The organism is Chryseobacterium echinoideorum (genome assembly GCF_007474535.1).
In the GTDB taxonomy this organism is placed as follows: domain Bacteria; phylum Bacteroidota; class Bacteroidia; order Flavobacteriales; family Weeksellaceae; genus Chryseobacterium; species Chryseobacterium echinoideorum.
In genome coordinates this window covers 345,750-366,537 of record NZ_VKNW01000001.1, presented here as the reverse complement: position 1 = coordinate 366,537, position 20,788 = coordinate 345,750, and the positions used below count along the sequence as shown (strand labels likewise).

Here is a 20,788-nt window from a genome sequence, read left to right as displayed (position 1 = left end):
AGTACAAAGATACTATTTCAGGCTTACATTCTTCATCTGTCTCATAATCCAGCTGTGTTTTTTTCTGAGATAGGCAGAAGGATTTTTGGGATCATACTTTTTAGGATTGGGTAAAACAGCTGCAATCCACGCTGCTTCTGATGTTGTAAGATCTTTGGAAGACTTTCCAAAATAATACTTTGAGGCAGCTTCTATACCAAAAACACCCTGCCCCATCTCTATAGAATTGAGGTAACGCTCAAGAATTATATCTTTGCTCCATACTTTTTCTATAATGAAAGTATAAATCGCTTCCAATCCTTTTCTAGCCCAGCTTCTGCCCTGCCAAAGAAATACATTTTTAGCAGTTTGCTGAGAAATTGTGCTTCCGCCTCTTATTTTTTTACCTTTTTCGTTGTATTTCATGGCTTTTTCAATCGCTGTATAATCGAAGCCATTATGCATAAAAAACTTCTGGTCTTCTGAAGCAATGACAGCTTTTTTCACATTATTTCCCATTTCGTCATAGGAAATATAATCACGCTGCAGTTTTCCGTACTTTATTATTCCGCCGATCTGAGTAATGGTAATTGGCGGATTAAAAAATCTTCCCCAAACGATAAAAGCCACATTCAGCAAAAGAACTATAAAAATAAACTTTTTTATTTTTTTCCACATAAGCATAAACTTGCTGCAAAAATATAAAAATACTGCGAGTTACTTCAATTCATGTAAATAAGTAATGGTGTAATCCGGCAGAAGTTCAGGGTGGAGGATTTTGATGTAATCTTTCAAAACCCAATCGCAGCGCACAATTCCCTGTTCAAAAAAATCGTTGGCTTTTTGTTTTTCCTTTCCCGAAACACTGTAGATTTTACCCTGATTAAAAACATCTAACTGCGCATAAAACGGATTGATCGACAGGAGTTCTTTTTTCGAATGGTGATTTCCTGCATTCAGCCAGAACCGGATGTTTTTCGATTTGGCATAAACTTCTTCAAAACTCATGGTTACAGCTTTTGTATCAAGGTTATTTTTTAAAATATACTCGCCATTAGCATCGGAAATAAAATTGGCAAAAGAGGTTTTTCCTCCTGGAAGATACCAAACATCGCCATACATTTCGTTAGCTAAAACTTTGGGTTTTGAATTTGAATTTAGTGCCAGCTTTTTGAGATTATTATAATTCTTTTCTATTTCTTTAAACTTTTCATCTGCAAGTTTCTCCTTGCCCAGAAGTTTTCCAAAAACCTTAATATATGCGGCTTTTTCCAATGGTTTTTCTTCTTTAAATTCATCTAAAAAGATCACCTGAATCCCATTTTTTTTCAAAACCTCATACGCATTTTCAAAATTGGCAATGTAATTAGTAAAAACAGCGTCAGGTTTCAGAGAAATAATTTTTTCAATATCATATTTTTGTTCGCTTCCTACATTCTGAATCTTCTTTTGCTGAACAAGTTTTCTGATTTTTTCGGAGTAAATATATTCCGGACTTGAAACTCCTGTAATCATATTTTCTGCATCCAACTCTGTAATATACCCTGCCATACTTGCATTGAGCAAAATAATTTTTGTGAAAGGCAGCTGATTTTTTTTGATAGAATAACTAAAATTACCTGATGATAATTGTAAAACATCGGTTCCTTCTTGAAATTCGACCAATTTCGATACAGAAACAGGTTTTGAATTTATATTTTTTGTTTCTCTTTTACAGGCAATTAAAGTAAAAATTGTAACGAGAATTAAAAATCTTGCTTTCATCTTTCAAAGAAAAGAAAAAAGTGCTATATTTGCAAACCATTAAAAACGGCCTCGTGGCGCAACTGAATAGCGCATCTGATTACGGCTCAGAAGGTTACAGGTTTGAATCCTGTCGAGGTCACAAGACCGACATTTGAAGATAATTCACTTCTTTGTCGGTTTTTTTTATTTCCTAACTCCTTCTTAATCAAAAAGATACTATTGATAAAACTGTTCACTTTTGTGGTTTGAAAACTTTCTCCATCAAAGATTAACTTTTCAGGATATATCAAACCAACAATTGCCCTCTTGTCAATGGTAGTAGCATTCTGATAACGCTCAGAAATATTTGTAATGCTTTCAATGGCTTGATTGATTCGTTGCTCAGTATTATTATTTTCTCTTGAACTTTTTAAAGTATTTATTTTAAGTTTCAAGTCTTCTATTTCTGATTTATATTTATTTTTGATGCTTCTAAAATCGTCTTCATCTAATTTATCTTCTATAAACATGTCTCTTGCCTTTTCAATTCTCTGCTCAATAGTTGTAAGCTTACTTTTAAGAACTTTTCGCTCGTCGTTGATACCATTTGATGCTGCTGATAAATTTTGCATTAGAATGGTTTTTAATACCTTTTCTGCTCCATTATTAAAACTAAATTTAGATAACTCTTCAACAAACAAATCGTTCACAATTTCGGAGTTATGTCTAAATCCGCAATCAACCGTACAATGATAATAATAGTAATGTTTACTTCTTCCCTTAGCACTACTTGCGGTAAGATTCTTGTTACATTTGGGGCATAGTAATAATCCTCTCAAAGGATAGCGTTCTTCATTTATTATTCTACCTGCTGGTAAGAATGCGTCTTGATTACTTTTTCTAAATAAAATATTCTGAACCTTCATAAACAAATCCTCCGAAATCAAAGCTTCATGCTTTCCCTCAACAATTCTTTCCTCTTCATCATTGTATGCTTTCAAAAGAAGTCTTCCTGTATAAGCAATATTTCTTAAAGCTTCCATAAATGAATTTTTTGTAAGCTTTCTTCCTTCTCTTTTATTCATCTCTTTTAAAACAACGGCGGTGGGCAGATGTCCTTTTGCGACTTGCTTAAAGGCCCATTTTATATTAGATGCTTCTGGTTCTTTTACAGCAACATATTTTCGACCATCTTCCCTACTTCTGTTGATATATCCATAAGGTGCTATTCCCATCATCCGACCCTCCTTAATTGCTCTACGCATTCCATACGTTACATTAAGAGCTCTCCTATCATTTTCAACTTCGGGCGTTGATAAATAAATAGCCAATAACAGCTTATTTTCTGGCACTCGAAGATCAAGCGGTTGTTCAATTGCTTGTGGAGTAATGTTTAGTTTATTCAAGTTGGAGATCATTTGATATGCCTCGCTTGTGTTACGACTGAAGCGATCCCATTTAGTAAATAACAAAAATCTACCTTCTCTAAATCCCCTTAATCTTTTAAGTCCATAAATGTATTTCTTCCATTCGGGTCTTTCAAAGGTTTTAGCTGAGTGATCTTCATATATTACATTTCCAATTGTTATATTTAGTGAATTGCAATGCTTACGGAGACGTTCCTCCTGATCACGCTGAGAATAGCCTTTATCCGCTTGTTCATCGGTTGATACGCGGATATACAAATCAGCAATTTTCATTTTAATGGGATTTAGGTTAAAAAAAGAACTATTCAGCCATTATCAGCTGAATAAAGAAGTAATTATATCACTAAAATACGAAATTAATCTTTATTTAAAAGAAATTCTTTGATCGTTACTTTCGCAAGCGTATGTAATAGTGATAAAATTTCCGAAGTTTCTTCCTCCGAAACAAATATTCCGGAAGACTTGAACATTTTTACAGCTACATCCAAAGGCATTTCCCGAAAATTCATAATCGAATCAGCTTCAAATAAATTTGAGACTTCTACATGTGCAGTTTTCTTAGTTTTCCTTTTAGACATTTACTGGAGAAATTAAATAAGGATAGATGAGCAGAAATACTGATAATTCCATCTATTTTCAATAAAAATCGTAAATAATTAGAAATAAAAATGCCTCCCTTGACTTTGGAAGGCTAATTAAGATTTCTCTGGTATAAAAAAGAATTAAAGAAGAAATGTTTTGTAAAACTATCGCTATCTCCTCTGAAATTTGGATTTATTATCAAGCTCATCAATTTGAAGGTTTAAGCTGTCCGCATTTCGATATTGTTCAGTGCTTGTAGTATCTAATGATTTTCTATAATACAACGAAAATAATATCATATTTTCCTCTGATCTCTCATGCACGTTATCTTTGCTTTCGATCAGCCTCAACTTTTCCACTTTTTCTTTCTTATACTGAACAATTAACTCTTCTTGGATACTTGGAAGTTCTTCTATTTTTTTATCTAATTCAGCAATTTTTTCTTCGGTGCTTTTGGTTTGAACTTCTATTTCTGCAATATTCACTCCCTTTTCAGCTAACAATTGGATTGATTTTTGAACTTCAGCTTTAGTCAAGTCAATAGTTTTCTGATAAGATGGAAGCTGATTTTTCCAATAGTCAGTATTTCCATCAACATTTTTAGAATAGCCCAGGATCCTATTATATGACTCTTCAGCTTTGTTGAACATCTCTTTCACTTTTAAAAAGTCATTATGTTTTCTAAGAACAAAGGCAATATCTGCAAGATGTTTGTTTTTTTCAATTTCAATTCTTTTCTTTAAAAGTTCTATTTCAATGTTGGCTCTGGTTTCAGGATCAGTAATAATGGACGTCTTCAGTTCCTGCGTACTTATATCGGAAATATCCAAGACATTTGCCCCTTTCTTCATTGCTTCTAAATATCTTGCCTGTTTTGATTGTAGCTTTTGAAGCATAAACACATCGATACTATCAGTAGTCAGCATAAAATTAACCCGAACATTTTCGTGTTTGTTTCCTTGTCTCCAAGCACGACCCTCGACCTGTCTTAGAGTTGTAAAATTATATGGGAGAGAAAGCATATATAAATCCGTGGTGTTTTCCTGAAGATTCATTCCTTCCTGAATAGCTTCACTACCAATTATGATTTTAATTTTTCCTGAATTGAAATCATCCTGAATTTTCAATCTGTTAGGCTTAGTAGTTGCCCCCGTAATCACACCTACTTCTTCTGGTTTATAGCCTACTTCGATTACAAGATAATCCTTTAATTTTGAGAATTCTGAGACTGCCAATTCAGAATAAATGATTTGACTAGAATCTGGAATATCATTTTTATTCTGCCTTATCAGATTCATTGTATCAATCAGCTTTGGGGAATTTTCAATAAATTCTTTTACTGAAGGTAATTCTCCATCATAATAGGGCGACAAGTATGGCGAAATTGCTATAAGTCTGGCATTAAGAATATGGGTTAAAATTGCTCCTTTTTGAGTTTCTTCAAAATTTTCTTTCAGTAAATCGTATTGTTCTTGAGTTAAATCATTCTGCTCAATCTTATACTCCTTATTGATTTTGTTAGGACGGATCAATTCTGGGTTATCTTCTTCTCCCTTAATATCAATAAACTCAGATAAGAGCTGTTGAAACAAGGAATTATTTTTAAACCTTCGAACATTGGCTTTGAACTTAACATCTCCTCTCGCATCAATTTCCATATCAGTATCCGCCTCCATAAAGGTTTCAAAGAATGTATTAACATTAAAATAGCCAAACTCTTCCAACCGCTTATTAGCAATCAGTGATAGAATTGAATAATATTCCAGAGGTTTATTTGTAAAAGGCGTTGCGGAAAGTAAAGTAACATTTCTGCCATCATACTTATTCTGTATAAACTGCGAAGCCATCCAGGTATTAATACCGAGTTTGGAAGTCTGTTGATTTTGGCTTCTAAAATCTGAAGCAAATCTTCGATCCTCAATTCTCACTTTTCCTACAATATGATTGGCGTTGTGAACTTCGTCAAAAGTCATATGATCAAAACCAAAATCTTCCCAATCATAGATTTTGCCACGTTTCATTTTCCCCTCCAACTCCTTCTCCTTCTCTAATTCTATCTGAAAATCTCTTTCGCTGATAGAATTCACACTTCTTAATTCGCTTTCGGAGATGTATGAAAATTTTGAAGCTAAATCTTGGGTAATGTTTTCTGAAAAGCCGATATTATTAAAGCCTTCATAAGTAACTATAGTGACTTCTCCATCTCTGTTATCAAATTTGGACAGATCATAATCTTTTCCAAGATTACCAAGCACATTTACTTTTGCATTTGGGATAGTTTCAAAAATTGTTTCTACCCATTGTTTTAAAATACTATGGTTGGGGACAACAATCAGCGGTCTCTTTGCGTTTCCGCGTTCCATCGCTTCGTGCATTGACAATATTCCAGAAAGCGTTTTCCCAAAACCAACTTCGTGAGCTAATAAACCAACTCCTTTTGTTGTCAATCTGCCAATTCCTGCTTTCTGAACTTCAGTTAGCCTAAGTTCTTTTCCTTTGAAATTTTGATAGATTTTGGAAAACAATGGAAACTTCGAATAATCCGGAACGTAAATGCTATTGAAATTTCTATTAAAGTCCTTTACAAAACGTTCCCTTAATTCATCCGACAATTCTTCATGAATAAACTTTTGAAAAAGGTCATTAGCTGCAGCTTTTCGTCTTTCACGAACCAAAGCATTTCGCTCCTTGTCACTTCCTGTAACAGTTTCATTGTCTACAAAACTTTTGACCTCCCAAGCTGAAGAACCCGCAAAGGCATCATTTGATAAACTCCCTACAAAATCTTTAAATTTATCGGCAAGATTATAATCAGCAAGAACAGTTTCTACTAGTTTTGTATTACTATTGTATTTCTCTTTTTCTACCTGACCAAGAGCAAATTTGTGTACAAATTCGTGATTGGGACTAATAGATATGTCATCCAAAGATTTAGGGATTGGCACAATACTGAGAAGCAGATTCATTTGCTTATCATATTGGTCTTCTGTTCCTCCAACAGCATACTTATCAGCAAAGTCTTTTTCCAACTGTTCTAGCTTCGCATAAATATTTCCTTCCGCATAATAAAAATCGTGTACCCATTTTCCGTCAATGAAATTGGCACATTGATAGTGTTTACCATAGTTATTCAATGTTCCGTCATAATTGGTATCCCGAAAAGCTTCAATTTGTTCTTTGGAAATCGATGAACTGTTTTGAAGTGAGGTATTAACAACTTTATCTGACTTGGAAAAAAGATACTTTAAAACCCCTTTTCTAATCTCCGGTTTGGTTTGGATTTTATATTCTGAATCTTTCTTATTATAGGTTTGAATAATCTTCTCGGATTTATCAAAAACATCCTTTAGCTCTTTGAAAGAAAATGAATGAACATCTTTCTGTATTTGTTCTTGTAGCTTGGTATATTTTTCAATTTCTTTGACAACAATCGGAGATTTGAATTTAATTTTCTGAAAAGTTGAAAGAACTTCTTGTATTTTGGCTTGAACTTGATTCAGACCTAATTCAATTTCAAAATTAGTTTCTTTAAGATTAGCGATTGAATTATCCACTTTGGATTCAGACTTCTCGAAAGATAGATCTTCAAACAGATTACCAATTCTTTCTGTTCCTTTTTTAAATTCGAGCTGTTCCAAAATGGCTATAGCATTATCCAAATTACCGTGGACATACTGCTCCAGACGCCCAAAACGATTACTTTTTTCTCGAATTTCTCCCAATATATTTTCAGGGTTCTTTTCAAAATAATCAGAAATATCGTGAGTGATTTTAAGCGATGATTTTTTAAGGATAATAATATCAGTTCCAATCTGAGTTCCGGCAAAAACTCCGGTTGGTAAACGGTATGCCTTTGAAATCTCAGCATTTTCTAATTTCTTCTGCCTGTTCAACCATCCTGAAGGAAGTACCATTGCCAAAATTCCATTTGATTTTAAAGAATCTAAAGATCGTTTGACAAAATAATCTTCGTACTTACTAATTTTGGGCTCTTCACCCAAGCCTTTGTAAAAACCACGATGTTCTCCATAGGGTGGATTCCCAATGACTAAATCATACTTATTAGCATATTCTTTTACTTCAGTCTTTTGTCCTCTTTCATCAATAAACTCAGTTTCGAATGAACGGAGATTTATGACAGCTTCGGGGTGAAAGATTTTAGAAATTTTTGCTGTAGTATCATTTATTTCAAAAGCTGTAACATTGATTTTCGAAGAAAAATCTTTTACAGCGTACAGAAAATTTCCCGTTCCAACGCTTGGCTCTAAAACTGAAATCTCTTTTTGATTGTTGAATTGTTCTTTGATGAGATTGCGAATCGTTTCTACAATCTTGGAATCGGTGTAATATTCATCAAGAATTCCACGCCCTTCCTTAGCAGTACCACCACTTTTATACTGATTACAAATATTTTTTATCTCATCAGTAATCTCAACATTTGGATGTAAAGCTACTTTTTTGTCCTCGGAAACAAAACAAGCTGCAGAAACTACTTCTGCAACTTGTTCATTGGTCAGTTTTTGACCTCTATATTTTGAAACAAGAGAATTTAACTCCTCAATATTCTTGGAGTCATCTACTCTTCTTTCGTTTCTATCGGATACAACTCTCCCGGGTACGATTCCGCCCAAGGAATTTTTTCTTCCTTCATTCTCTTTACGATTGTCAGGTTTTGCTGTGTCAAAGGATTCGCTTCTTCCGTTTCCACTATCGCTCCGCTCTGACTTTTCAAGTCCATTTCCAACATTGTTGCTGCCCAAAGTTTGTCCTCCAGAGTGATCTCCGTTTTGTTCGGATTGGCTTCTTTCGAGAGATTCTCCAGAATTTCGTTGAGAAAATTCGGATCCCAAGTGCTGAGTGTCGGAAATTATTTTTGGTCTAATGCTAACGTCTGCATTTTCTTGATTTTTTGGTTTAACTAAAGTAATATTTTTATTCTGAAGATTCAATTTGTTTTCAAGATATGCGCTCAAGTCTTTATTTCCGGCTTGGGAAATCTCATATAGACTTCGAATATCTTTTACATTTTTCTCTTTAAATTCCATAAGAATTTTAAGCGTAGCTACATCTCCTATTCTATTTCCTTCTAGACAAAGAAATATCTTACCATCAAAATCTTGATAACAATTGAGAAATTTGTTTGTATTAGTTGCAGAATTAAGTGTAATAAGAGTTCTGTTATTGCTCTGATTATTCAGTTTCAATAACTCCAGAAATGATAATTTATCGGCTTCATTTGAAAAAACTATAAGTTCATTCTTACTTCCATTTATAATAGAAATATCATCCGTTAAATTTGAAGAATTTAATGACATACTTAATTGCTATTTCTATTTGTTACAAAGTGGTTAAAATCAAAGAGGTCTTTTGCCTGATCATCCCAATATTTTCGGGGTAAAAGTTGAAGTGTTACAAAAATGTCGCTTTTCTTATTATAAGAATCTATACGCTCCAATCTTCCGTGATAATCATTTTCAACGTGCTTGTAAAAAGAATAAGGTAATATAGTATCGGTAGGATACACATAAAAACGTGTATAATTCCAAGGAGAATTAATCTCAAAACGTTTATACTTTTTATTGAATAATACAGTATCAGACAGATTTCTTCTGTTTCTGTAATTGAGAATCCCATCCTTTGAAAATATAGCACCCTCTTTTTTGTCCCAAATTGATAATGGTTTGTGCTTTTGAGAAACTTCTGAAAATATGATATTATTTTTTGTTTGATCAAACTGATAGCACAGTGAATCGGTTATGTAATAAACTCGCTTATTGATTTCAGGAAAAGAAGAATCGGGAACTAATTCTATCAGTTGATTTTGAGAATAATTTATTTTTGACAAGTGAAAGCTCTCCATTTGATCTAAACCTTTAGAGGCATCGAAATAGACATTGGAAATAAGATCAATTCCTCCTTTTTCAGAAACAATTTCTTTGTGGCAAGAAACTATTGTAAAAAGGAATGCAGTAAGTTGAAGAATTAATTTTTGCTTCATTTCAATAAAATTTAAAAAGCGGTAAATCTTTTTAAGACTTACCGCTTCTGATGAAAAATATAAGTAAGTAAAAACATTATCGTTTGATGCTCTGTTCCCTAACATTCGCCTTTTCGTGCTTATTGTCCTGTTCCAGACCTTCTAAGGGTTTGTTTGTATTAAGCCTGTTCATCTCGTTGTCATAAAGTTTAAGATTTCGGTTCTGAGGATCTAGAACTGCTTTCCCTTCTATAAATTGATCATTTTCAGCGAATTTCACTTTAACGACATTTCCTTTTTCCAAGGATTTTATAACGCTTTCTCTCCATTCGGGTTTGTCAAAGACGAGATTAGATTTTTCAATAATCTTAGCGGTATCTACACCATAGTTTTTATAGAAATTCTGAAATAAGTAATTTCCTTTGTCGGTTTTTGGTTCCTTAAAATTAAATTGAACGAATGCAGGCTCTACTTCATTATTCTTCTTCGGATTCTGAAATTCTATTTTAACACTACGACCTTCCAAAAGATTAATTGCTTCTTTTGCAGTGAATGAACTCTCCTTACTGATGGGAAAATTATGTGAGAGTTCCTCTTTTTTTTCATTGGTTAATTTCGCACTGTAAGAATTAAGGAAAACTCCTCCACTTTCGCTTTTATTGAATTTTAATACAAAGTCAACCTTATTTTCGGGTAAAGTTTTGTCCGATGTGGTTTTAATTTCAAACTCTTGTTTCTTTGAATTAATACCTTTTTCCAAATCTTTGTGTAGTTTTTCATCTTCTCCAAAACCAAGATATTTCATTTGGTCTTTTAGGTATTTTACCTGGTCAAATTCTTTTTGTGTTTCCATAATTTTTGGATTTTGATTGTTAATATTTTTTATGTGTTGTACTGATTTATCAAAAGTTTTAGTGTAATGCTCAAGGGAATTTGGATTTTCTTCACCATAAGCATTGAAAATCAGATCATCTACCATCTTTACGAGTTTTGGTGATTTTTGCAAAGTTTCGTATTTAAAACCTCCGAAATTGGATTCTAACTCTCTTTCCAGTGCACTTATATAGTCTCTTTCAGAATCGTAATAAATTACTTCAGCGGCCTTACCACTTAAGTCAAGGAAAGAGATTTTACCAACTGTTGAATTAGTTTCCTTAGCATAAAATTCATATTTTCTGAAATGATCAGCTTGTTTTTCATCAATTTGTGTGTTAGTCATTCCAAAACTTAAATCAGTTTTATTCTCTAATTCTTTTGCCCAAGAATCTGAAAGAAATTTTTGCTTAGAAGCTTCGTCAAAAATATTTACTTCAGTAAATTCAGTATTATTTTGTATGATTAATAATCTATCATCGGTTCTCTGCTTATCTACAAATCGTATTACTTCGTCTGAACTTTTAAAATTCGTTTTTACAGAAGTATCAGTTTCCAGATTAAAAATTGTATTTACAGTAAAAGCAGATCCTTGAACCATTTGACTTTCTCTGGATTTATAGATTTGCATAAATCTTTTTTCCTGCTCAGAAAATTTTCTTTCGCCATCTCTAAAAAAAATTTCGGGAGCAGTATTTTTGATTTGATTTTCAAAATCCTTGTAAGCTTTGGTTTTTGGAGTAATCACTCTGTCGAACCATGACAATTTCTTCTCCATAATTTCATTTATAAATCTTTCTGAATTTATCTTCTGAAGCCTCTTCTTTTCTCTTGTTCCTCAGATTGTTCTTCCTGTTCGTCCCTTTCTCTGTTAGCGTCTTCATACATATCGCTGTCATTAACATTCAATTGAATATCCGAAGCACCACCTTTTGAAAATTGTTTTTCTGTTGCAGCAATGCGACTTACAGCTCCAATTTCTCTAGAAACAATGTTTACATCATTCGTAATTTGCTTTGCTATTTCAGGGTATTGATCTACTTTATCCTGTAAATAATCTTTTAGTTTTAATAGTTCAATCTTATAGCTGTTCAGCTCTTCAGGGTCTTTTTTATCAGCAATGATCGCAGTAAGCTCTGTTGCATTTTTGATGAAATCAAACTCTACAACTTTTCCTGTTTTAGTGTCGTAGATAAAAGCCTTTTTTTCAAATGAAGGATTATCATTTGAAAGCTCTTTTACATCTGTGTATTGAACTTTATCTTTGCTATTTTCTAAAAGTTTATTCAGACTCTTATCACGTTGAAGAAAGATTACTTTCAGTTTAGTATTATCTTCAGTTAGCTGAAAAGTCGCTCTGTTATTGTCATTGTCAGCGACGATAGTATATCCTTGCAGAAATTTCTGAATATCATCTTCACTAAGTTTTTTGGAAAACGTAAAATCGTCATTGATGATTCCAAAGTTTTTAAGTTCGTCCGTAGGTAAATTGTTATTTTGCATAAATCTTAGAAGTTTAATGTTGGTGATTTGAGTTTCTTCCTTTTTCATAATAGTTGGCAATTAAGTTGTTCGCTTTAATGAGGTCATTCAGAAAATGAATCGGATTAATGTATTTTCCATTTTCGGTAACAGAGAAGTGCAAATGTGCACCTGTAGAATTTCCGGTATTTCCACTTTTTGCAATAATAAATCCCGCCTTTACAAATTCACCAGCTTTGTAGTAGATTTCTGAAAGATGGAGATATGAGGTTACAAAAGAGTCAGAATGTTTGATTTTAATATAGTTGCCACCTCCTCCAGAATCCCAGCCGGATTCTATAACGATTCCGTCTAAAACGGTATAGACATTTTCATAGTTTGCTTTAAAATCAGCTCCATTATGCATTTTAGTAGCTCGAAAAATAGGATGAGCCCGCCATCCGAAAGGAGATGTAACCACAATCTTCCTATTCAACGGCATACTTATTTTTGAGATAAATTCTTCTTCATTAATGAAATCAAACTTTTTAAATGTTTTTTCTACACTTACCTGCCTTTTATTACTCAATTTTTCATAGTATGTTTTTCCTGGAAAACCTGAACTTGCTTCATTTCTCTCTAAACTTGATTTTTTGTAATTAAGCATCATAGATCTTAAGGAGTCAATCTCCTTCTTTAAATCCTTTTTGGTTGGGGCATTGAAAAGCCTTTTAATAGTCTTTTCCTTGACTTCTTCTTTCTTAAAAGCAGATTCTTTTTGAAAGTTTTGATTCTCATTATCAGCTGCCTTCAATTTAATTTCTTTAGAAATGAGTGTATTGAACTGCCCAAAAACCAAGGAATGACAAGCCAAAACAAATCCAGTCAAAAAGTGCTTTCTTTTAAATTTCATTCTATTATTATTTAATATTTTCTTTAACGATAAGCTCCACCTCTCTATTGATTTTTCTGAAGTTCGTCATTAAGACTTCCTCTTTTCGATTTATACCCTTTTTGTCTGTAAATGAATAGTAGTTAGGCATCTCTACATAGTTTTTTTCCTCTTCCTTAATGGCCTTCATATCAAGGTTGATCTTGCCCTTTATCGCAGAGGTTTTATACTCTTCAACATTGTTCTCTTGACCTTGCGCAATCATTCCTACCATTTCACCGGTTTTGAGTGCAGCAATTTTTCCTGCAGGAATCATAAAGTCCATTTTTTCATTAATGCTGATCGATGTTCCTTGCTGAGAAATAGATTGGGAATAAGATTTTTGTTTAATTTTCCCAAACAATTTTTCAAGCCAGTCCAGAGTATTTTTATCTCTTACGGAACCAGAAAGAACATTTCCTACAATTGCAGAAATAGTGTCGGCAACCTCCTTCTTGTAAAACTGCCGAAGCTGTGGAATCTCCTGAAGTCCTAGTAATACTGCTACCTTGTTACTTCTTGCCGTTGCGATCACATTATCAATTTTGTGAATATAGATTGTCGGAAATTCATCACCTACTACTCCACCCGGCAGATTATGTTTGGAATTAATCAAGCGTAAAGTCCTGTTTAATATTGATGAATACAAAGCTGAGTTAATATCCTGCGTACTCGGATCAGAAGCTAAAATCAGAATCGAAGGATTTTTCCTATCCGTTATTTTCAGTTCAACTTCATCTCCAGAAAACACCCAAAAACTTTCCTTAGTTGCCAATCGGGAAAGAAAGATTTTCAAAGTTCCAATTTGCCCTTCTAGTTGGTCAAAAGCTTTGTTATCATAAGCCGTTTTGAATGGTGATAGCAAAGACAAAATTTCTTCATTAGTAAAAAGTGTATCAAAAATCTCTTTATAACTTCGGTTCATAAAGGATAAAATATGAGGCAGGTCTGAATATTTACCATTTTCCAGCGTGGCAAAAAAGTAAATACAAGAAGACAGGAAATTAATTGCGGACTGAGTAAAGAACGCTTCTGAACCTCCTCCTGAACTTGCTCCACCTTTTTGCAATGATGAGACCATCGATTCTGCCATTTCCTGAGCTTCCGCTAAGCTTTGGATATATTTTTTATGAAATGGATTTACCCTTCTTGATTTTTCTACTTCATTCAGATTGATAATATGAAAACTGTAGTTATAATCTGACTCTTTACTCTTCTTTAATAAGTAATGGTAGTAAGCAATCTGCGCCAGATCAGGAAACTTGAAATCGTAAATGCAAAGACAAAAACCTTTAGCAATCATTTGTCGAATGGAAGGATTAATAACCCCAAACGATTTTCCAGAACCAGGTACTCCGATTACAATAGTACCTCGAAAAGGATCTATATTAATATATCCTTTATAAGTTTTGTTATTGTACCTGAAAACATATGGAATATTAATAGAAGTATCTGCATCTACCAACTCTTTGTTTTGATCAAAAGATTCTTCTTCAACATTCCATCGATCCTTCCCCATCTTCTGCTGCATCAATTTTGAAATACTGTCAGCTCCCATTTGAAGAATCACTGCTCCTAAAAAAGAAAGAATTGCATAAATTATTTTATACAGATTAAGTCCTGGAAAAATATTCGGTAACTCTTTATTTCCAGCTTCATTCTGCCAAATCAAGGATGAGAAAATCATCAATAATCCTAGCACCATAGGAGTTCCAATCTCCGTATAGATATTGAGGTCTTTTTTCTTTTTAGCTTTTGTTCCAATGGCAACCAATCCAATCAGAACTACAGTTGCAAATTTTGCATTGATGGGAGGATAGATGAAGCTCATCTTTGAGAAGTTCTTCAATAAATTTGAAACTACAGGTACATCAGCATTCAGATAAAACAGCGAAGCACAATCCAATGCAACCACAGCATAGACCACTTTTTGCAGGAATCCATAGATTTTGATTTGATGTTGTTGCTCTTGCATAGCAGTTTATTATTGTTTTATTTTTATTAATGGAAAGTAGAACTTCCGCCTAGAAAGTATCAGCTTTTAGAATGTCAGAATAGTTCACCTTCATTTCAATGGTTCTTCCCGAAAGCTGTTCCTCAATTAATCTAATCATCATCACCTTAGAATTCGGGTAAGTAAACTTTTTGAACACATAAATGTTTCTGAAATTTTTCTTGAAATGTTTTTGGGGATTTAATTGAAAAAGCGGAGTCATCTCTATGCTCTGGTTGTTCGTAGCTTTATGAATCTTTTTGTCTTCTATGGAAAATTTTAGCGCTTCAATGTCATAACTCAGATTAGAATTATTTTTAAAAGTCATATCAAGAAAAATGTAATCGCTAATGACATAGACATTGTTGAGCTGAAAACTAAGTTTGAGATTTTTCTCTTCTCTGATGGGATTGCTTTCAGATTTCTTCTGAATAATTCCCATTGCAAATCTTCTTAGTTCAAGATTAGAGAAGACCATCTTATCAAATTCAATAGGCTGCATTGCTTCAGGCTGAATATGAATATTAGTAATCGTATTCAAGTTTTCAGAATTTCTATAAACCGCTTTATACTGTGCAATAAAAGACTGTCCCACAACGGTAATAATACCAACTTGATCTCCATTGATAAAGATGTTAGACTTCTTCTTTTTATCTTTTTCCTCAGATCTTTGGCTGTCTGTAATTTTGATTCTTGCAATATTGGTCGTCGGTAAATCCCCTGTCATTTTTTCAGTAGATAGATCAACGTACTGGATAGGTTCTGGAGAAATAATATGCAGGTTGATTCCCTCTGTGATTTCTATTTCAGGCAAATCAGAAATAATTTGATCTTTGTTTGCTGTTTGTGCTTTGAGAGTCGCTGTAAATAGTAAAAGTGTATATAAAAATGATTTCATTGCTTTTAAGGTTTTGTTTGGTTTTGTGAATCTTTCAGTTGTTTTTCGTCAATCAGAAATACATAGGAATTGTACTTCAACTTGGCTTTATTGGTTTTAATCAGGTTAGCAATCGACTTGGAAGTAGATGTGAATAGTTTGGAACCAATGGTGGTAAAAAATCCTTCTCCTCCCATATCCATTTGGGTTCCCTGAACCGAATTACTTCCCATTTCACGGATCATATCCCTAAAAACACTTTGTGGAACATATAAGCCTTTCATACCATCAACATCATAAATTGAAAGATTAATTGGAAAAATGTCTCCTTTTGCAAACACTGAGATGATTTTCAGGTCGACTCGCTGCATTGTAAATCCTGAGATTTGACCATACAAAATGGAACCTTTAGTGATCTTTCTGTTGCCAACAAAGATGTCTTCCAACAATCTGAATCTAATCCTGCATCCTAAAAAACCTTTGTTGTTCTCATCGATAACTGCTTTGATAAAACTGTTTTCCTTGTCTTTATAAATGGCGTTGAAGTCATTATTGATACCTGACTTACTAACATTGAATGTAGAATTAAGGAAGTCGTCCATCTTTTCTTTATTGGCTTTTAACTTTTTTTCAGCCAACAGCTTGCTTTGATACTCGGGATCTCTTGCTTTCTCTAAAGAATCCATCACCAGCATTTGCTGCTTCAGATATTTTACTGGATCTTGCTGTGTATTTTGTTCTTTTGTTTTCGGCTTTTCAGTCTTAATATTATCTTCCGTTTTTCCGTAGGATTTGTCATTCAACATTTTAATAATCTCAGTCGATCTTTTATAGTCCTGATCTTCTTTAGCTTGTTTAGGATTATAGTAGGATGATGGATTTTCATTTGCCTCATATTGAGTTTGTCTAGAATTGACAGCTTTTAAAGAATCAATCCTTCTTTTCTGAGCTAACGACAATTGGTCGTCATAGCTCAGTAAGCTATCCTGTTCCTTGTCCAATCCTCCGAGCATTGTTCTGTTGTCATCTTTTTTGAAGAATGCATCATACGCATCATTTTTGGTCATAATTGAATCCTGCGATTCACCAAGTGATAGGGAAAGCTCCTTTGGCTTTTCCTTGGGCTTATTAACCGTCGTTAACTGAGCACCTACATATGCAAACAGCAAAATGAAAGGCAGTGCAAGGAGCGGCAGAACATATTTCTTTTCTTTAAAGTTGATTTTCTTAATGTCCATTTTTTAAGTGTTGGTATTGGTTAAACAGATATTCTATTCTCAAGCTGTCTTCTTTTCTTAGGTCTTGTCTATCTCTTTTTACTTTTAGTGATTGGAGCTCAGCTACTATTTTCTCCATTTCCTTGTCATTATTGGGTAAAGTATTACGAATGACTGAACTCTTGGAATAAATAACCGGAGGCTTTATTTTGAATGTCATATCTGAAGGAAAGAAGACGCCTTGCACAATTGATATGATGAAGGAAACAGATAAGAAAGCCATCGAATATATAAAGAACCTCTTAGGATTTCTGACTGCCCAGCCAAACCATTTCTGTCCGTTTTTTTTAACAAAAGCATTCATCTTAGTATGAGTTTTTATTTTGGTTGGAAAGTTCTTCGTTATTAATGATTCGCCAGTTTTTAAGAAGTACACCGTGAGGATTGTTAGGGCTTCTTATGATGTCATCAAAAAAACCTTCAGTAAATAATTTTCGGGTAATGACAGAAGATTTTCTGGTTATCATCTGTTTTCCGAAAAATTGAAACTTCTTATTTTCCATATTCAGACTAATGGAATCGGTATGGATACTGACCATTGAACTTGAAGCAACGATCTGATTATAAAATCCCTTTTCTCTTAAGTTGGTGTATTCCTTTTTCCCACTGTCATCAATGAGGTACAAGGATTTTTGGATATTCTCTTTGATGTAAGAATCATCAGGAGCGAGCGTAAAAAATAGTCTGTGGAATAGTTCGATCTGTGCTTTATATTCCACAGGTCTGTTCAGAAGTACATCGGTCTGCTTGGCAAGAACCGGAACTCCATTGTCCAAAATGTAGATTGATTTTCTCGAATCCTGAATCATTCTGTAAGCAAAGAAGAAACCTGCAATGATGATGAAGACAGCAAATGCAATAGCTCCCAATGACACTACCTTATTGATCTTGATTCTCTGTTCGATATTTTTTATAAGCATTTCTTAAATATTTTTAATCTGATTACTTCTTATTTTTCATTGCATCATTTACCCTTCCGGATGCAGAAGCTGAAGCGGCAGATTTCACTGCGGATGCTCCGCCTGTCTTAACCGCTAAAACTGCTGTTTTTGCTCCACTTGCAATTCTGCCTGCTGCACTTTTCATTTTGGTCATCGCTCCAGCTCCCCCCGCAGTTACAATCGTATCTGCAATAGTTGGGGTCATTAGAACTCCGATTCCTGTAACGATATAAGCAACGCAGGTAAAGAGCTGATTATAGATCATTCCTGAATTTGAAACATAGACCATCAAAGCATCTAAATTGGTAATGGTTCCGTTGGTCAAAAGAATATCATATCTCTCTATTTCCATTGTATAGCCTGATGCTATCAGTTGTTGACCGATGTTGATTATGGTATAGGCAACAAATGTGTATAGGTTGATATTGATGAATTTTGAAACCCAGCTATATAAAGAATTTTCAAATCCCGGAATAAGTGACATTCCAACTGCAATAGGACCAAGAATGATTAATATATACGCCCAAATTTTTTGTATAAAGAAGATGAGATAAACACATATTCTCAGAATTGAAAGACAGATAAATTCGATGATTTCTGCCACTAATTTCTGTAGCTGGAATTCCATCCTGATCTGCCATTCCTTTATTGGCTGTAATAATTTGTCAATGCCGTCACTGATATCAAACCACGAATCGTCTGCATCTTTACTCGTGTTATTGATGACTTCCTGCTTGGCATCTTCTTCGGCATTAAGCTTGATGACTGCATCCAATAATTGCTGTTGTTTTTTGAACCTTTCAATTCTCAAATCATTTACCTCAGATTCGATGTCACTAAAGATGGCTATCCCAGGTTCTGCAATGGCTTCAAAAGGTGCCTGAATTAGATTGACAAATCCAGTCCAGTAAATCAGTGTGAATCCAATTAAAATGGGTTTTAACATTGGCATAGCTTCCCATTCACGATCTCCGGCAGCCATCTGCCATCCCATATATCCGAGATGCATTAACGCTCCCAATCCGCCTATGGCTCTTCCAACCAATGCTGAACCTTCTGCACTGTCTTGTACACTATTGTCCACTTTAGTAAACACCTCCATAAACCATTTTTCAAAAGCACCATCACCTTTTAAAAATTGTAAAAGATTACTGTAATCACTGTCGGTCTGGGCAAAGCCCATTACCGGCAATCCTATTGCTAAAAGGCAAAAAAAGTATGTCAATTTTCTATTCATCTCAGTATCTGTGTTTGTATTGCTGCATCACATTTTGAACAATCTGTTTATCTGCAGCAGGTATCCGTTGCGTTGGTAAAGCTGTGGGTAAATGGCTACTCAGTATATTTTTATAATCCAGCAGCAAAGTCGTTTTATTATTATGCTTTCTTAATTCCTGAACAAACTTTCTCCATTTGATAAGCGTTTCGTGATACATTACAAACCGCTTTCCCCTTGGCATATCCATTGAGCGGGACATCGAATACTTATCTTTAATGAGATCAAGTTCTTCCTGCAGTCTCTTCAATGTACCAGTCGTATTGAGTGTTTCATAAGTCTGCTGATCTTTCAGCCTCCATTCAATAAAATTCTGTGGCGTGTCCGGAAATTCTGTGATTGGTTTCAGCATCCCTTTGTAGTACAAAAGCCAGAGAGGGTCAGCATCGACAGTTGCAGAAGTCCAATGGGCAAGATCCTGAACACTTCTCTTAAAAATTGTATCGGAAGCAGCTTTGATCTTCTTAGCTTCTTCTTCCTGAAATTTTAACTGGGCAAATCTTAGATTTTGCTCCCCAGTTGGCTTCAATGGTCTTATATCATCTCCATCTTTATAATCCCTGTTAATTTTAGGAGCCCACATTCCCCAAACTGTTGCATAGGCAAAATTGGTTTGAATACCCAGAAAATATTTTGGATAAGGTCGCCAGTCTCCCCAGCTTTCAAAAGTCATCCTTTTATGCTGTGCAACTATTGCAGGGTCATTCAATCTCTTGACGCTGATTTGTCCGAAAACCTGGACTACAGTCAATAGAAACAGGAAAACATTTCCTTTCTTAATTAAATCTTTCATAGCTTTTATTTTATTAGGAATTTGTATTTTTGGATAATGTCTCCGACAATTGCCCTGTCAACATTTAAGTAATTTCTGAGTACAGGGACTTGGAATAGATATGGGATTTTTTTGGCATTCTCCAATCGTAAAATGATATAAAGAATATTTCCATTAATATTTCTTACCCTCGTAAACACTTTCTCAATCAGCATTTCCCTGTCCATTGCATCCATCAGAAAATCTTTATCTTCATTCAAAATGTCTTGGGTAACTTCTTGCTGTAACTTAATGACCTGTTTGCCTATTTCTATATAATATTTTGAGACTAAAACAGCATATTCCGGATGTTGTGCAGATAGATTCAGCATCTTGTTGGAATTGTTCACAATCGTTCCTAAATACTGATACAGATAGATTAATTTTTTGCTGTGTGTAAGTGCCGAATTGACATTTTTAAGTTGCTGATAGATGTATTCCTGAATCGCAATGATTTGAGTTGTTTTGTTGTTGATATCATCATACAGCTCTTTTTGTTTTTCATAGGAATCCAAAAAAGCCTGCTCACTTGACAGTCGGACACCGTGATTGAGTGTGATCTGTGATAGCAGTTTATCATTGATGACAATCTGCTGGCTTTGTACAAAAATGCTAGATAGCGCAACGACTCCAAGTATTAATATTTTATTGCTCATTT

Annotated in this window: 17 protein-coding genes and 1 tRNA gene; 1 reads left to right on the top strand and 17 read right to left on the bottom strand. The window is 34.1% G+C overall.

All coding sequences use genetic code 11. The features are described from left to right. Positions 1 to 12: 12 nt before the first annotated feature. Positions 13 to 657, bottom strand: coding sequence for a monofunctional biosynthetic peptidoglycan transglycosylase (gene mtgA / locus FOL89_RS01470; RefSeq protein ID WP_144281071.1), 645 nt, complete (start codon positions 655 to 657; stop codon positions 13 to 15). Positions 658 to 696: 39 nt separating this feature from the next. After that, entirely contained in the window at positions 697 to 1,743 is a 1,047-nt protein-coding gene (locus tag FOL89_RS01465; protein WP_144281070.1) for an ABC transporter substrate-binding protein, read from the bottom strand. 47 nt (positions 1,744 to 1,790) lie between these two features. Here FOL89_RS01465 and FOL89_RS01460 point away from each other — a divergent pair. Continuing rightward, positions 1,791 to 1,864, top strand: a tRNA-Arg gene (locus FOL89_RS01460). On the opposite strand, the gene FOL89_RS01455 is transcribed toward FOL89_RS01460, so the two are convergent. The 15 genes from FOL89_RS01455 to FOL89_RS01385 all read right to left on the bottom strand — a co-directional run bounded on the left by FOL89_RS01455 (position 1,830) and on the right by FOL89_RS01385 (position 20,786). Next, on the bottom strand, positions 1,830 to 3,404 hold the full coding sequence (locus tag FOL89_RS01455) for a recombinase family protein (RefSeq protein ID WP_144281069.1): 1,575 nt from the start codon (positions 3,402 to 3,404) through the stop codon (positions 1,830 to 1,832). The genes FOL89_RS01460 and FOL89_RS01455 overlap by 35 nt on opposite strands. Before the next feature lie 83 nt (positions 3,405 to 3,487). Further along, on the bottom strand, positions 3,488 to 3,709 hold the full coding sequence (locus FOL89_RS01450; protein WP_144281068.1) for a hypothetical protein: 222 nt from the start codon (positions 3,707 to 3,709) through the stop codon (positions 3,488 to 3,490). Between the two features lie 174 nt (positions 3,710 to 3,883). After that, the gene (locus FOL89_RS01445; RefSeq protein WP_144281067.1) at positions 3,884 to 9,028 is read right to left on the bottom strand and encodes an Eco57I restriction-modification methylase domain-containing protein; all 5,145 of its coding nucleotides are present in this window, start codon (positions 9,026 to 9,028) and stop codon (positions 3,884 to 3,886) included. Between the two features lie 2 nt (positions 9,029 to 9,030). Continuing rightward, entirely contained in the window at positions 9,031 to 9,711 is a 681-nt protein-coding gene (locus FOL89_RS01440) for a hypothetical protein (RefSeq protein WP_144281066.1), read from the bottom strand. Positions 9,712 to 9,787: 76 nt separating this feature from the next. Continuing rightward, entirely contained in the window at positions 9,788 to 11,341 is a 1,554-nt protein-coding gene (locus FOL89_RS01435; RefSeq protein WP_144281065.1) for a hypothetical protein, read from the bottom strand. A 26-nt stretch (positions 11,342 to 11,367) separates the two neighbouring features. Beyond that, entirely contained in the window at positions 11,368 to 12,114 is a 747-nt protein-coding gene (locus tag FOL89_RS01430) for a hypothetical protein (RefSeq protein ID WP_144281064.1), read from the bottom strand. Continuing rightward, the gene (locus FOL89_RS01425; protein WP_144281063.1) at positions 12,080 to 12,937 is read right to left on the bottom strand and encodes a M23 family metallopeptidase; all 858 of its coding nucleotides are present in this window, start codon (positions 12,935 to 12,937) and stop codon (positions 12,080 to 12,082) included. Before FOL89_RS01425 ends, FOL89_RS01430 begins: the two co-directional genes overlap by 35 nt. Before the next feature lie 7 nt (positions 12,938 to 12,944). After that, entirely contained in the window at positions 12,945 to 14,930 is a 1,986-nt protein-coding gene (locus tag FOL89_RS01420; protein WP_144281062.1) for a type IV secretion system DNA-binding domain-containing protein, read from the bottom strand. A 49-nt stretch (positions 14,931 to 14,979) separates the two neighbouring features. Then, complete coding sequence (locus FOL89_RS01415) at positions 14,980 to 15,846, bottom strand: DUF4138 domain-containing protein (RefSeq protein WP_144281061.1); 867 nt, start codon at positions 15,844 to 15,846, stop codon at positions 14,980 to 14,982. 5 nt (positions 15,847 to 15,851) lie between these two features. Continuing rightward, complete coding sequence (gene traM, locus FOL89_RS01410; protein ID WP_144281060.1) at positions 15,852 to 17,063, bottom strand: conjugative transposon protein TraM; 1,212 nt, start codon at positions 17,061 to 17,063, stop codon at positions 15,852 to 15,854. After that, positions 17,053 to 17,406 carry a hypothetical protein gene (locus FOL89_RS01405; protein ID WP_144281059.1) on the bottom strand — a complete coding sequence of 118 codons (354 nt, stop codon included), beginning with the start codon at positions 17,404 to 17,406 and terminating at the stop codon, positions 17,053 to 17,055. Before FOL89_RS01405 ends, traM begins: the two co-directional genes overlap by 11 nt. Before the next feature lies 1 nt (position 17,407). Continuing rightward, positions 17,408 to 18,022, bottom strand: a complete 615-nt coding sequence (gene traK / locus FOL89_RS01400) for a conjugative transposon protein TraK (RefSeq protein WP_144281058.1) — start codon at positions 18,020 to 18,022, stop codon at positions 17,408 to 17,410. 22 nt (positions 18,023 to 18,044) lie between these two features. After that, positions 18,045 to 19,280 (bottom strand): hypothetical protein, encoded by a 1,236-nt coding sequence (locus FOL89_RS01395; protein WP_144281057.1) that lies wholly within the window; start codon positions 19,278 to 19,280, stop codon positions 18,045 to 18,047. Between the two features lies 1 nt (position 19,281). Next, positions 19,282 to 20,112, bottom strand: coding sequence for a hypothetical protein (locus FOL89_RS01390; protein ID WP_144281056.1), 831 nt, complete (start codon positions 20,110 to 20,112; stop codon positions 19,282 to 19,284). A 5-nt stretch (positions 20,113 to 20,117) separates the two neighbouring features. Then, the gene (locus tag FOL89_RS01385) at positions 20,118 to 20,786 is read right to left on the bottom strand and encodes a hypothetical protein (RefSeq protein WP_144281055.1); all 669 of its coding nucleotides are present in this window, start codon (positions 20,784 to 20,786) and stop codon (positions 20,118 to 20,120) included. Positions 20,787 to 20,788: the final 2 nt, after the last annotated feature.

Coding starts and splice junctions, on each gene's coding strand:
- mtgA (WP_144281071.1), bottom strand. CDS start 657: ATGTGGAAAAAAATAAAAAAGTTTATTTTTATAGTTCTTTTGCTGAAT.
- FOL89_RS01465 (WP_144281070.1), bottom strand. CDS start 1,743: ATGAAAGCAAGATTTTTAATTCTCGTTACAATTTTTACTTTAATTGCC.
- FOL89_RS01455 (WP_144281069.1), bottom strand. CDS start 3,404: ATGAAAATTGCTGATTTGTATATCCGCGTATCAACCGATGAACAAGCG.
- FOL89_RS01450 (WP_144281068.1), bottom strand. CDS start 3,709: ATGTCTAAAAGGAAAACTAAGAAAACTGCACATGTAGAAGTCTCAAAT.
- FOL89_RS01445 (WP_144281067.1), bottom strand. CDS start 9,028: ATGTCATTAAATTCTTCAAATTTAACGGATGATATTTCTATTATAAAT.
- FOL89_RS01440 (WP_144281066.1), bottom strand. CDS start 9,711: ATGAAGCAAAAATTAATTCTTCAACTTACTGCATTCCTTTTTACAATA.
- FOL89_RS01435 (WP_144281065.1), bottom strand. CDS start 11,341: ATGGAGAAGAAATTGTCATGGTTCGACAGAGTGATTACTCCAAAAACC.
- FOL89_RS01430 (WP_144281064.1), bottom strand. CDS start 12,114: ATGAAAAAGGAAGAAACTCAAATCACCAACATTAAACTTCTAAGATTT.
- FOL89_RS01425 (WP_144281063.1), bottom strand. CDS start 12,937: ATGAAATTTAAAAGAAAGCACTTTTTGACTGGATTTGTTTTGGCTTGT.
- FOL89_RS01420 (WP_144281062.1), bottom strand. CDS start 14,930: ATGCAAGAGCAACAACATCAAATCAAAATCTATGGATTCCTGCAAAAA.
- FOL89_RS01415 (WP_144281061.1), bottom strand. CDS start 15,846: ATGAAATCATTTTTATATACACTTTTACTATTTACAGCGACTCTCAAA.
- traM (WP_144281060.1), bottom strand. CDS start 17,063: ATGGACATTAAGAAAATCAACTTTAAAGAAAAGAAATATGTTCTGCCG.
- FOL89_RS01405 (WP_144281059.1), bottom strand. CDS start 17,406: ATGAATGCTTTTGTTAAAAAAAACGGACAGAAATGGTTTGGCTGGGCA.
- traK (WP_144281058.1), bottom strand. CDS start 18,022: ATGCTTATAAAAAATATCGAACAGAGAATCAAGATCAATAAGGTAGTG.
- FOL89_RS01395 (WP_144281057.1), bottom strand. CDS start 19,280: ATGAATAGAAAATTGACATACTTTTTTTGCCTTTTAGCAATAGGATTG.
- FOL89_RS01390 (WP_144281056.1), bottom strand. CDS start 20,112: ATGAAAGATTTAATTAAGAAAGGAAATGTTTTCCTGTTTCTATTGACT.
- FOL89_RS01385 (WP_144281055.1), bottom strand. CDS start 20,786: ATGAGCAATAAAATATTAATACTTGGAGTCGTTGCGCTATCTAGCATT.